The sequence below is a fragment of the Ruegeria sp. K11 genome, assembly GCF_056531905.1.
Genome location: NZ_JBQFMP010000006.1, coordinates 24,922 through 37,226 on the forward strand (window position 1 = coordinate 24,922; position 12,305 = coordinate 37,226).

The following is a 12,305-nucleotide window of genomic DNA, read 5'->3' on the forward strand; positions in this document are numbered from 1 at the left end:
CAAATGCCCACGCTGAATGATATCCGATCGACCTTTCTGAATTACTTCGCCAAGCAGGGGCACGAGGTGGTTGCGTCCAGCCCGCTGGTGCCACGCAACGACCCGACGTTGATGTTCGTAAACTCTGGCATGGTGCAGTTTAAAAACCTGTTTACCGGTGTTGAAACTCGCAATTATAGCCGCGCCACAACGGCCCAGAAATGTGTGCGCGCAGGCGGCAAGCACAACGATCTCGACAATGTGGGATACACCGCGCGCCACCATACGTTCTTCGAAATGCTGGGGAACTTCTCTTTCGGGGACTACTTCAAGCATGAGGCTATACCGTTTGCTTGGGAATTGATCACCAAGGAATTCGGTATTGACAAGAACCGTTTGCTAGCCACCGTTTACCACACGGATGACGAGGCTTTCGAGATCTGGAAAAAGGTCGGCGTGCCCGAAGACCGGATCATTCGCATCGCCACCAGCGACAATTTCTGGCAGATGGGCCCCACCGGCCCCTGTGGTCCATGTACCGAAATTTTCTATGATCACGGCGACCATATCTGGGGCGGCCCTCCGGGCTCGGCCGAAGAAGATGGTGACCGGTTTATCGAAATCTGGAACATCGTTTTCATGCAGAACGAACAGTTCGAGGACGGCTCGATGGTCGAACTTGACATGCAATCGATCGATACGGGCATGGGTTTGGAGCGGATTGGTGCTCTGCTGCAGGGCAGTCATGACAACTATGACACCGACCTTTTCAAAACCCTGATCGAGGCATCTGCCGATGTGACAGGGGTTGACCCTTACGGGGACCAGAATGTCCACCACCGAGTGATCGCCGATCATCTGCGCTCGACCTCGTTTCTGATTGCTGACGGCGTGATGCCCTCTAACGATGGCCGCGGCTATGTTTTGCGCCGCATTATGCGTCGTGCAATGCGCCATGCTCATTTGCTGGGGGCCAAGGATCCGGTGATGCACAAGCTGGTACCGTCGCTGGTACAGCTCATGGGCGCGCAATATACTGAACTGGGCCAGGCGCAAGCGTTGATCGAAGAGACGCTGTTGCAGGAGGAAACCCGTTTTCAGCAAACGCTGGATCGCGGCCTGAAGCTGCTGGATGATGAGGTCGCCGGATTGCCGGATGGCGCGGCGCTGTCAGGCGAGTCCGCGTTCAAACTGTATGACACATATGGTTTCCCGCTGGACCTGACACAGGACGCGCTGCGCGAGAAAGGCCGCACAGTTGATACCGAAGGATTCGACGCGGCGATGGCCGAGCAAAAGGCCAAAGCGCGCGCGGCCTGGGCCGGGTCTGGCGAAGCAGCGGATCAGGCTGTCTGGTTCGATGTGCTCGACAGCGCCGGAGCGACGGATTTTCTGGGATATGACACTGAAAAAGCCGAAGGTCAGATTGCGGCCTTGATCGTGGATGGTGCTTTAGTCGATCGGATCGAACAGGGTGGCACCGGCTGGATCGTTGTGAACCAGACCCCGTTTTATGGCGAGGCTGGTGGGCAGATAGGTGACACCGGCGAAATCCGCCGTTTGGAGGATCGTGATGCCATTGCCCGGATCGAAGACACGCGCAAATTTGCAGAAGGCAAGGTCTATGGTCATAAAGTGACTGTGGATCAGGGGGCGATTTCTAAAGGTGATCCCGTTGAGCTTGAGGTTGACCATGCCCGCCGCACCGCCATTCGGGCCAATCACTCGGCGACCCATCTGTTGCATGAAGCGTTGCGGGAAACTTTGGGTGATCACGTTGCACAGCGCGGATCGCTGAATGCTGCCGAGCGTTTGCGGTTCGATTTCAGCCATTCCAAGGCTCTAACGCTGGACGAAGTCCAAAAGGTCGAGCGCGAGGTGAACGAATTCATCCGTCAGAACTCAGCAGTCGAGACACGGATCATGACCCCGGATGATGCGCGGGCGTTAGGGGCTCAGGCCCTGTTTGGCGAGAAATACGGGGACGAAGTGCGCGTGGTGTCCATGGGCAAGGCGCCCACCGGCAAAGGCCAGGATGGCGAAACATGGTCCATCGAGCTCTGTGGGGGCACGCATGTGCGCCAGACCGGCGATATCGGGACTTTTGTAGTGCTGGGCGACAGCGCCAGCAGCGCAGGCGTGCGCCGGATCGAGGCGCTGACAGGGGATGCCGCGTTCCGCTATCTGTCGGGACAGGATCACCGTCTGGCACAAGTCGCGCTGGAACTGAAAGCGCAGCCGGACACCGTGGTCGACCGGGTCAGATCTCTGCTGGATGAACGCAAGGCACTGCAGAATGAGGTTGCGCAATTGCGTCGCGATCTGGCCATGGCCGGTGGCGCCGGGCAGGGCGGAGGCGCTGAGGCGCGGGAGGTCAACGGAGTATCGTTTCTGGCGCAATCGCTTTCGGGTGTGTCCGGAAAAGACCTGCCCAGCCTGATTGACGAGCATAAGGCGCGGTTGGTCTCTGGTGCTGTTTTGCTGATTGCCGACTCCGGTGGAAAGGCGGCCGTTGCTGCTGGCGTTACGCCGGATTTGACGGATCGCGTCTCTGCAGTCGATCTTGTCCGCGCTGCGGTAACGGAACTGGGCGGAAAAGGTGGCGGTGGCCGCCCCGATATGGCGCAGGGTGGCGGTAAGGATGCTTCGAACGCAGATGCTGCGATCAAAGCCGCCGAACAGGTTTTAGGAGGATAAGATGCCGGCACTCTGGATTGCACATGTGACTGTGACAGACACGGATGCGTATGGAAAATATGCCGAGTTGGCAGGCCCGGCGATTGCCGCTCATGGCGGTGAATTCATCGCGCGGGCTGCGCGGTATGTCCAACTGGAAGGAAAAGAGCGCCCCCGAAACGTGGTCGCGCGTTTCCCGTCAGTGGACGCCGCTGTCGCGTGCTATCATTCCGAGCAGTACCAAAAAGCCCTGGAACACGCACGTGGTGCCAGTGAGCGAGAATTGGTGGTCGTCGAGATCACTGAATAAGAATCAGGCCACGTCCGACGACAGATTTCATATTCAGCAGTCGATTGGAGTTTCGCGGCAATCGTTTCAAGCGACGTCGGGTCCGGGGGGTCCTTACCCGTAAATTTTGTTCTATTACAGGGTGTTGCAAGGAAAACTTTGCACAGATATCTATCGAGGGTTGTTCACAATGTGGCGCACTACGCCTTCTTTTTGCGCGTAAATCGCCCTGACTCCTGACGAATTTCCGCCGTTTTTCCCCTTCACCTTGATCTAAAGATTGCGCAGCGGCGTCTCTTCGCGCTTAGTTAAGTGAAGAGGGTCACATTATGCCCAACGCAATCGATCAAGGCACAGATCGAGGAACTGGTATGATTTCGTTTCGGAAATACGCGAACAAGACATCTGGACGCGCGGTATTTGGTGTTCACACCGCGCTGGCGGTTTTCGCGTTGAGCTTTGGTGCCTTTTTGTATGGGGCCGAGGCGGAAGCGAATGAGGCTGCATTTATCAAAACCTCAATGAAATCCCCACCACCATCCGGTGCTTTGACCCTTTGTCATCAATATAAATGGGCCTGCGCAAGCAGCGCTAAGTTCTCGGCACCGGCGGATCAGGAATTGAAGCTGGTACAGCAGATCAACCGGCAAGTGAATGCTTCAACGCGTGAGATTACGGACCAATCACAATATAAAACGCGTGAACGCTGGGCATTGCCAACGCGCCGCGGCGGAGATTGCGAAGATTTCGCGTTGTTGAAAAAGCGGAATCTTATCAATGCGGGCATCGACCCCAGCAAGCTTTTGCTGGCCACAGTATTGGACACCCGCCGCAATGCCCATGCCGTTCTGGTCTACCGATCGAGCCAGGGGGATCTGGTTCTGGACAATTTGACCAACCGGATCAAGCCTTGGACTGCGACCAAATACATGTTCCTGAGAATGCAGGACCCGAAGCAGCCAAAGAACTGGGTCGGCGTTTACGCGAGAAGCTGAGATCAGCTGACGATTTAATTCAAGACCTGCCATCTGTGGACCGGGCTGAACGACGGTGAAGCTGTTCAACCCGGTTCGAAGTTTGTCAGCGGATTAATCTTCGTCGTTGTTTGCATTTTCGCTCTGAGCTGGGCTGCTGCCTTCCGAACCGTTTCCGCTGCCGTTGTTGCCTTTCTTGCCGCGGCTTTCAGTCTCAGTCTCAGTCTCAGTCTCAGTCTCAGTCTCAGTTTCAGTCTCGGTTTCGGTCTCGGTTTCAGTCTCAGTCTCAGTCTCGGTTTCGGTTTCGGTTTCGGTTTCAGTCTCGGTTTCAGTTTCGGTTTCAGTCTCAGTCTCGGTTTCGGACTCACCTTCGTCGTTGTGGTTGGTTTCACCATCGTCATTTTCATTAGGTGTACTTTCATCGGTTTCTTCACCGTTGTCCGTATCACCACCGTCATCCGATCCGGTGTCATCCGAAGGATCATCATCGTCGTCGCGAGAATTGCTGCTTTGATCCTCACCTCTGAACGATTTGGTATCGACAGATGCCGTCGGGAAGTCTGTCAGCACCGCAGCAAAGCCTGGGCAGTCCACCAAAGTCCTCGAAAGGATTTGTTCGAAATCTGCTCGGCGCTGAATATAGCGCAGCATTTTCGATGAGACGACGTCGCACGCGCATAACGTGTTTGACGAAACGGACTGCTTTGCCGTTTTGACTGTGCACATATCTGCTGCTTGTGCAGGCGCGACGGAAACAAACGGTACTGTTGCCGATACAAAAACAAATGACAATAAACGTGACTTAATACGCATCTTGCGTCTCCTTTGAACTCGTTAACCAAGGCGATTCACACACAACCGACGCCAAAGTTTTGACATACATACAGCGTTGTTGTGCCGGAATTTCAAGTGGCCAAGTTCACACTCGGAGAAAAATTAATACAACTTTAAGCAGATTGATGTGCAAAAACAAAAGAAAACACCCGATCAAGGTATCGAGCAGCTTTTCTACGCATTTTCCAGAGGGACGTAAAAATGTCACAATTGCGGCATTGTTTCCAATACCGCAACAGGATCAGGCGGATTTTGCCATGCGTTTGCGTTCGTGCGGATCCAGGAAGCGTTTGCGCAGTCGAATGGCGTTGGGTGTGACTTCGACGAGTTCATCGTCGTCAATGTAAGCAATGGCCTCTTCCAGCGAGAATTGCACATGCGGTGTCAGGCGGACCGCATCGTCCGAGCCGCTGGCGCGCACGTTGGTCAGCTTCTTGCCTTTCAACGGGTTTACTTCCAGATCGTTGTCCCGCGAATGCTCACCGATGACCATGCCCTGATATACTTCGGTCTGTGGCGCGACAAACATGCGCCCGCGCTCTTCCAGGTTCCACAGCGCATAGGCGACGGCCTGGCCCTTTTCCATTGAGATCAAAACGCCTGCGCGGCGACCGGGAATCGGCCCTTTATGCGCAGACCAACCGTGGAACACCCGGTTCAGGACACCAGTTCCGCGCGTATCGGTCAAAAACTCGCCGTGGTAGCCGATCAGCCCGCGCGATGGTACATGCGCGATGATCCGCGTTTTGCCCACACCGGCAGGGCGCATCTCGACCAGTTCGCCTTTGCGTGCGCCAGTGACTTTCTCGATCACCGCGCCCGAGAATTCGTCATCAACGTCGATGGTCACCTCTTCGACCGGCTCCAAACGTTGACCATCTTCTTCGCGGAACAGAACTTGCGGGCGCGAGATGCTGAGCTCGAAGCCTTCGCGGCGCATGTTCTCGATCAGGACCCCCATCTGCAATTCGCCGCGGCCCGCGACCTCAAAGGCTTCACCGCCCGGCGTGTCGCTGATGCGGATGGCAACGTTTGATTCGGCTTCTTTCATAAGGCGGTCCCGAATGACGCGGGATTGCACCTTTTTGCCGTCCCGTCCGGCAAGAGGGGAATCGTTGATGCCGAACGTCACCGTGATGGTGGGCGGATCGATCGGTTGGGCGGGCAGGGCTTCGTTGACTTGTGGCGAAACCAGCGAGTCCGCAACAGTGGCTTTGCTCATCCCCGCAATGGTGACGATGTCGCCGGCCTCAGCTACGTCAATGGGCTGTTGTGCCAAACCACGGAAGGCGAGGATTTTCGAGGCGCGAAAGTTCTCGATTACAGACCCGTCGCGGCTGAGCGCTTTGACGCTGTCTCCGGCCTTGAGAGTCCCGCTTTCAACACGGCCGGTCAGAATGCGGCCGATGAAAGGGTCGCTGCCCAGCGTGGTGGCCAGCATTCGGAATGGCTCATCCTTGCGCGCAGCCTGTTTAGGCGCTGGCACGTGGTCGACGATCAGATCGAACAGGGCGGTCAGATCTTGGCGAGGTCCATCCAGCTCCATATCCGCCCAGCCCGAGCGACCCGACGCATACATGGCCGGGAAATCCAGCTGATCGTCATCGGCGCCCAGATTTGCAAAAAGGTCAAAGCACTCGTCCAGCGCACGGTCGGGTTCGGCATCAGGCTTGTCGACCTTGTTTAGCACAACAATGGGGCGCAGACCCAACGCGAGCGCTTTGGAGGTGACGAACTTGGTTTGCGGCATCGGGCCTTCGGCGGCATCCACAAGCAGAACCACGCCATCAACCATGCTGAGAATCCGTTCAACCTCGCCGCCGAAATCGGCGTGGCCGGGCGTGTCGACAATGTTGATGCGTGTGCCTTTCCATTCGACGGATGTGGCCTTGGCAAGGATGGTGATGCCACGCTCTCGCTCAAGATCGTTGCTGTCCATGGCGCGCTCCGCCACGGCCTGATTTTCCCGGAAAGCGCCGGATTGTTTTAGCAGCTCGTCCACCAGGGTCGTCTTGCCGTGGTCCACGTGAGCGATGATTGCGATGTTGCGCAGGTCCATGAGAGGTCAGCCTTTGAACGGGAAGTTGGCCCGGCGCATAACGCGGCGCGGCGAAATATGCCAGCCCTAACCGTATGTCAGGCGCGGAGCGTGCCGGAAAACGGCTGAATGAGCGCGGATCGGGCCGAAATCAGCGCGATCCGGGCGTTACCAAAGACAAGATGGTAAACGTCCATGCCCGATTGCAACAGTCTCGAAAGGTCAGGTAAACCCCACTGTTTCTTTCAATTTGAGACGTGTATAAAGTCCCTGTTTTTAGTGTGTTTTTTGCGAGTAACAAAATGACGACATTTGCGAAATCCGTCATCATCATATCGTTTTTGATCGTGGCGCTTGGGTGGCTTGCAGACGGGGGGTCCGTCGACATGGATGCAGCCCAAAATGTTGAACAGGTAGCGGGTAATTCGGTTTAAGCGCGGATCGGACGATCAAAAAAGGAGCTCTCGGGCTCCTTTTTTTCTTCTTCACGCTTACTGCTTTTCAATCGCTTTCAATTTCGCCCTGTGTTGCGACAACCGTTTCACAACGAACCGGCGCGCTTTACGTTCAGCCAGTCTTACACGAATTTCTGTCAGGAACGCCTCTTCCAGAGTCTGAGAGGCAGCTCCCAACTCGTCACCAACCTCAACGAAGAACCGGTCGTCACCGGTTTCGTCCATGACCTTCATCGTGTCTTCGGCCAGTCGTGCTGCAAGCGTTGTGATGGTGTCAGACATCAGCGGGTTGTCTCGGTCAGGCGGCGTTTGACGTACTCGGTGACATCGCCCATCAGCGTGTCCATGTGGCGTTCCTGGAAAAAGTGATCTGCACCCTCGACCTCGTGATGGGTGATGGTGATGCCCTTTTGCTCGTGCAGTTTGCCCACCAGTGATGTGGTGTCAGCAGGGGGTGCCACGCGATCGGCCGAGCCATTGATGATCAGGCCGGAAGACGGGCAGGGGGCGAGGAACGAAAAGTCGTACATGTTCGCGGGCGGTGATACACTGATGAACCCGGTGATCTCGGGTCGGCGCATCAAAAGCTGCATCCCGATCCAGGCACCGAACGAAAAGCCTGCGACCCAGCAGTGTTTCGAGTTGTTGTTCATCGACTGCAGGTAATCCAGCGCCGAGGCGGCATCGCTCAGCTCGCCTATACCCTGATCATACTCGCCCTGACTGCGGCCGACACCGCGGAAATTGAACCGCAACACGGTGAAACCCATGTTGTAGAACGCATAGTGCAGGTTGTAGACCACTTTGTTGTTCATGGTCCCACCGAATTGCGGGTGTGGATGAAGCACGATGGCGATCGGTGCGTCTTTTTCCTTTTGCGGGTGGTAACGGCCTTCCAGGCGGCCTTCGGGTCCGGGAAAAATCACCTCGGGCATGTGTGCTTTGGTCCTGTCTTTTTCGCATAGGTGGCCAGATATACTTGACGATAATCGTCGGACACCTTAGAACGGTTCTAATTTCATTGATGTGCGTTGATGCACTGCCCGTCGGAGATACGCATTGCCTGCGGCGGCGTCAATGTTTTCGCGCGGTTCTTGCCGAGAGGGTATGGTATGAAGCTGTCAACGAAGGGACGTTATGCAATGGTCGCATTGGCGGATATTGCTTTGCAGCCCTCGGACAAGCTGGTCACTTTGGGCGAGATTTCCGAGCGCCAGGATATTTCGCTGCCGTATCTTGAACAGCTTTTCGTTAAACTGCGCCGGGCCGAACTTGTCAGTTCTGTCCGGGGACCGGGTGGTGGTTATCGGCTGGCGCGTCCGGCCTCTGATATTCGGGTGGTCGAAGTTCTGGCCGCCGTAGATGAGACCGTGGACGCGATGCACAAGGGGGCCGGCGCGTCGGGCGCATCCTCTGGCAGTCAGGCACAATCCCTGACCAACAGGTTGTGGGAGGGGTTGAGCGCGCATGTCTATGTCTTCCTGCATCAGACCCGGTTATCCGATGTCATCCGCAATGATTTGGCGCCGTGTCCAGCGGTGCCCAATCTGTTCGCCGTCGTGGATGACTGAGCGATGAGGGCACCGCTGCGCATATCCATGATGAAAAAGATGTATCCATGAAACGTGTTTATCTGGATCATAACGCGACAACCCCTTTGCGCCCAGAGGCTCGGGCTGCGATGACTGCCGCTATGGATCTGTGCGGCAACCCGTCCTCGGTGCATGCAGAAGGTCGTGCGGCCAAGGCGGTGATTGAAAGGGCGCGCGGCCAGATTGCGACGGCTTTTGGTGCGGATGGCGCGGATATTGTCTTTACGTCCGGTGCGACCGAGGCGGCGGCGCTGGCTATGAAGGGGCGCAATCTGCAAGGTGCGGCAATTGAACATGACGCGGTAAGAGCTTGGGCTGACGAAGTTTTACAAACGTCACCGAGTGGATTGGTCACTGTAGCCAAGGCGGATTGTTCGACGCTGCAATTGGCCAATTCCGAAACCGGTATTGTGCAGTCTCTGCCCGCGGGCTTGGCCGTGTGCGACGCGACACAGGCGTTCGGAAAATTGCCGGTCGCGTTCAATTGGCTGGGAGCCGAAATGGCGTTGATCTCGGCTCATAAACTGGGCGGGCCCAAGGGGGTCGGGGCCTTGGTGATGAAGCGAGGCACGGATATTGCGGCGCAGATCAAAGGCGGCGGCCAAGAGATGGGCCGCCGGTCGGGCACGGAAAATGTGATTGGAATCGCGGGGTTCGGAACCGCAGCTGAGGCGGCAGCAGCGGATTTGGCGACCGGCATTTGGGAAAAAACTTCAGAACTTAGAAATATTCTAGAAATGGCTCTTGAGGCTGGCTCTAAATCTACTATTTTTGTCGGGAAAGATCGCAAGCGACTCCCGAACACTTTGTGTTTCGCGACACCGGGCTGGAAAGGCGAGACGCAGGTCATGCAGATGGATTTGTCGGGTTTTGCGATCAGCGCAGGTTCGGCCTGTTCCAGTGGCAAAGTGCGTGCCAGCGCGGTTCTGACCGCTATGGGCTATGACGAACAGACGGCAGCCAGCGCAATCCGCGTATCGCTGGGGCCGGAGACGACGGAAGAAGATGTGCTGCGTTTTGCGGAAACGTGGTTGGAAAAAGAGAAAAAGCATCGCGCGCGGGCCGCGTGATCTGACGGAGGGTGTCTTATGGCCGCTTTGGACCAGACCCAGGTAAAAGAAGGTGTTGATCAGGAAACCGTGGATGCGGTGCGCGAAGTCAGCACTTATAAATACGGCTGGGATACCGATATCGAAATGGAATATGCGCCCAAGGGCGTGAACCCGGATATCGTCCGTCTGATCTCGGACAAGAATGATGAGCCTGAATGGATGACCGAATGGCGTCTGGCTGCATTCGAACGCTGGACCCAGATGGAAGAGCCCAAATGGGCGATGGTCCATTACCCGCCCATCGATTTTCAGGACCAGTATTACTATGCCCGTCCGAAATCGATGGAGGAAAAACCCAAATCGCTGGATGAGGTCGATCCCAAGCTGCTGGCCACATACGAAAAGCTGGGTATCCCGCTGAAAGAACAGATGATTCTGGCTGGCGTCGAGGGCGCGGAGAATGCACCTGCCGAGGGCCGCAAGGTGGCCGTTGATGCGGTCTTCGACTCGGTCTCGGTTGGCACGACCTTTCAGGAAGAACTGAAGAAAGCCGGCGTGATCTTCTGCTCGATCTCCGAGGCGATCAAAGAGCATCCCGAACTGGTCAAGAAGTATCTCGGCTCTGTCGTGCCAGTGTCTGACAATTTCTACGCCACGCTGAATTCGGCCGTGTTCTCAGATGGCTCGTTCGTCTACATCCCTCCGGGCGTTCGCTGCCCGATGGAACTGAGCACTTACTTCCGCATCAACGCCGAGAATACCGGCCAGTTCGAGCGGACGTTGATCATTGCCGACAAGGGCTCTTACGTGTCCTATCTGGAAGGCTGCACCGCGCCGCAACGCGACACGGCCCAGTTGCACGCTGCTGTGGTTGAGATCATCGTCGAAGAAGATGCCGAAGTGAAATACTCGACCGTTCAGAACTGGTTCCCCGGGGATGAGAATGGTAAAGGCGGTATTTATAACTTTGTGACCAAACGCGCCGATTGCCGGGGTGACCGGTCCAAGGTGATGTGGACACAGGTGGAAACCGGTTCGGCTGTGACGTGGAAATACCCGTCCTGCATCCTGCGTGGGAATGACAGTCAGGGTGAGTTCTACTCGATCGCGATCGCCAACAACTATCAGCAGGCCGATACCGGCACGAAGATGGTGCATCTGGGCAAGAACACCAAGTCGCGGATCGTGTCCAAGGGGATCAGCGCAGGTAAAGCGCAGAACACCTATCGCGGTCTGGTCTCGATGCACCCCAAGGCGAAAGACAGCCGGAACTATACGCAATGCGACAGCTTGCTGATCGGAGACAAATGCGGGGCGCACACGGTTCCGTATATCGAGGTCAAGAACAACTCCTCCCGCGTGGAACATGAGGCGACGACATCCAAGGTTGATGACGACCAGCTGTTCTATTGCCGCCAGCGTGGCATGGACGAGGAAGAGGCCGTGGCGTTGGTCGTCAACGGGTTCTGCAAGGACGTCCTGCAGGCCCTGCCGATGGAGTTCGCCATGGAAGCCCAGCAATTGGTTGCGATCAGCCTTGAAGGGTCTGTGGGCTAATTCTCCATGCCGATTGGAACGATCATAAGGAACGATGCTATCAATATGGCATCAACGGATCAGGGTCGCCTGACCTCGCGCGGCGTTTGCGTCGCCGCGAACACACAGTCTGGCGATCTCCTTATGATTGCGAATTGCCCTTGGTGGTTCCGCTTGCTAAGCAACACCCATTGGATTGTCAGTGGGGTCTGTCAGCGTGTCGATGCAGGAAGAACAGAACGCGAGTTTTCAGGATCGGGTCGATCGCATCACGGCCCGCGCGCAGGAAGCCAAGAAGGGCGTTCCGCGCAAGAAAGCCTACAGCATCTGGTCGCGCCTCGGCTATCCGGCCGCCTTCATCGGGGCGTTTTTTCTGGGCGTGGGCGCGGTGTTTCTGTCCCGGTACATCCAGTACAATCTGGTGGGATTGCCTGGCGAAGCCGAGGGGAGCTCGGCAGATATCATCGGGTTCATCATCGCGGGCGGCGCGGTCTTTCTGATTTCCTTCCTGTTGAAGGGCAACCAGAAGGAATTCGCCAGCGTAAGTGCGTTTGCGATGCTGATGACAACCTTCACGTTTCACAACGCGGTTTGGGCTTATCCGGAACTGTTCGAAAGAGTTTACGGAGAAGACTGGGTGGAGTTCATGCAGGACATGACCAAGCCTTCAAGTCTGCAATTGTTCACTCTGTCCGTCGAATTCGGTTAACGCAAACTGTAGTCACCGACCAATGCGTGCCACGCACCTTTGCGTGGCCAGAAACCGGTATGTCCCAAAGCGTGTCGCGACATCGGACGGGACCGGTTTGTTTTCTCAGGCCTGCGCAGTTGCGGTGCCTTCCATCAATGAACGAGATCTGAGCCATCCGTCGGATGGCCG

At 56.3% G+C, this 12,305-nt stretch carries 11 protein-coding genes; 7 read left to right on the forward strand and 4 right to left on the reverse strand.

Going from position 1 to position 12,305, the window contains the following annotated elements; translation table 11 throughout:
- Positions 1-3: 3 nt before the first annotated feature.
- The 3 genes from alaS (at position 4) to ACR0K4_RS10780 (ending at position 3,939) form a co-directional block, all read left to right on the forward strand.
- The gene (gene alaS / locus ACR0K4_RS10770) at positions 4-2,676 is read left to right on the forward strand and encodes an alanine--tRNA ligase (RefSeq protein WP_480853950.1); all 2,673 of its coding nucleotides are present in this window, start codon (positions 4-6) and stop codon (positions 2,674-2,676) included.
- A gap of 1 nt (position 2,677) precedes the next feature.
- The gene (locus ACR0K4_RS10775; RefSeq protein ID WP_480520507.1) at positions 2,678-2,965 is read left to right on the forward strand and encodes a DUF1330 domain-containing protein; all 288 of its coding nucleotides are present in this window, start codon (positions 2,678-2,680) and stop codon (positions 2,963-2,965) included.
- Between the two features lie 431 nt (positions 2,966-3,396).
- Positions 3,397-3,939, forward strand: coding sequence for a transglutaminase-like cysteine peptidase (locus ACR0K4_RS10780; RefSeq protein WP_480853951.1), 543 nt, complete (start codon positions 3,397-3,399; stop codon positions 3,937-3,939).
- Between the two features lie 93 nt (positions 3,940-4,032).
- On the opposite strand, the gene ACR0K4_RS10785 is transcribed toward ACR0K4_RS10780, so the two are convergent.
- The 4 genes from ACR0K4_RS10785 to ACR0K4_RS10800 all read right to left on the reverse strand — a co-directional run bounded on the left by ACR0K4_RS10785 (position 4,033) and on the right by ACR0K4_RS10800 (position 8,180).
- Entirely contained in the window at positions 4,033-4,644 is a 612-nt protein-coding gene (locus tag ACR0K4_RS10785; protein ID WP_480853952.1) for a hypothetical protein, read from the reverse strand.
- 349 nt (positions 4,645-4,993) lie between these two features.
- Positions 4,994-6,811 (reverse strand): translational GTPase TypA, encoded by a 1,818-nt coding sequence (gene typA / locus ACR0K4_RS10790; protein ID WP_480520501.1) that lies wholly within the window; start codon positions 6,809-6,811, stop codon positions 4,994-4,996.
- Positions 6,812-7,281: 470 nt separating this feature from the next.
- Entirely contained in the window at positions 7,282-7,527 is a 246-nt protein-coding gene (locus ACR0K4_RS10795; RefSeq protein ID WP_480520499.1) for a hypothetical protein, read from the reverse strand.
- A complete protein-coding gene (locus tag ACR0K4_RS10800; RefSeq protein ID WP_480520497.1) occupies positions 7,527-8,180 on the reverse strand; it encodes an alpha/beta hydrolase in 654 nt (217 codons plus the stop codon). The genes ACR0K4_RS10795 and ACR0K4_RS10800 overlap by 1 nt, the downstream gene beginning before the upstream one ends.
- A gap of 177 nt (positions 8,181-8,357) precedes the next feature.
- Between ACR0K4_RS10800 and iscR the strand changes: the two genes are divergently transcribed.
- From iscR to ACR0K4_RS10820, 4 genes are all read left to right on the forward strand, one after another.
- Positions 8,358-8,816 carry a Fe-S cluster assembly transcriptional regulator IscR gene (iscR, locus tag ACR0K4_RS10805; protein WP_480520495.1) on the forward strand — a complete coding sequence of 153 codons (459 nt, stop codon included), beginning with the start codon at positions 8,358-8,360 and terminating at the stop codon, positions 8,814-8,816.
- 47 nt (positions 8,817-8,863) lie between these two features.
- On the forward strand, positions 8,864-9,907 hold the full coding sequence (locus ACR0K4_RS10810) for a cysteine desulfurase family protein (protein ID WP_480853953.1): 1,044 nt from the start codon (positions 8,864-8,866) through the stop codon (positions 9,905-9,907).
- 18 nt (positions 9,908-9,925) lie between these two features.
- Entirely contained in the window at positions 9,926-11,446 is a 1,521-nt protein-coding gene (sufB, locus tag ACR0K4_RS10815) for a Fe-S cluster assembly protein SufB (protein ID WP_480853954.1), read from the forward strand.
- A gap of 181 nt (positions 11,447-11,627) precedes the next feature.
- Positions 11,628-12,134, forward strand: a complete 507-nt coding sequence (locus ACR0K4_RS10820) for a hypothetical protein (protein ID WP_480853955.1) — start codon at positions 11,628-11,630, stop codon at positions 12,132-12,134.
- Positions 12,135-12,305 lie beyond the last annotated feature (171 nt).

Excerpts from the sequence above, each read along its gene's own strand:
- alaS (WP_480853950.1), top strand. The coding sequence starts at position 4 with ATGCCCACGCTGAATGATATCCGATCGACCTTTCTGAATTACTTCGCC.
- ACR0K4_RS10775 (WP_480520507.1), top strand. The coding sequence starts at position 2,678 with ATGCCGGCACTCTGGATTGCACATGTGACTGTGACAGACACGGATGCG.
- ACR0K4_RS10785 (WP_480853952.1), bottom strand. The coding sequence starts at position 4,644 with ATGTGCACAGTCAAAACGGCAAAGCAGTCCGTTTCGTCAAACACGTTA.
- typA (WP_480520501.1), bottom strand. The coding sequence starts at position 6,811 with ATGGACCTGCGCAACATCGCAATCATCGCTCACGTGGACCACGGCAAG.
- ACR0K4_RS10795 (WP_480520499.1), bottom strand. The coding sequence starts at position 7,527 with ATGTCTGACACCATCACAACGCTTGCAGCACGACTGGCCGAAGACACG.
- ACR0K4_RS10800 (WP_480520497.1), bottom strand. The coding sequence starts at position 8,180 with ATGCCCGAGGTGATTTTTCCCGGACCCGAAGGCCGCCTGGAAGGCCGT.
- iscR (WP_480520495.1), top strand. The coding sequence starts at position 8,358 with ATGAAGCTGTCAACGAAGGGACGTTATGCAATGGTCGCATTGGCGGAT.
- ACR0K4_RS10810 (WP_480853953.1), top strand. The coding sequence starts at position 8,864 with ATGAAACGTGTTTATCTGGATCATAACGCGACAACCCCTTTGCGCCCA.
- sufB (WP_480853954.1), top strand. The coding sequence starts at position 9,926 with ATGGCCGCTTTGGACCAGACCCAGGTAAAAGAAGGTGTTGATCAGGAA.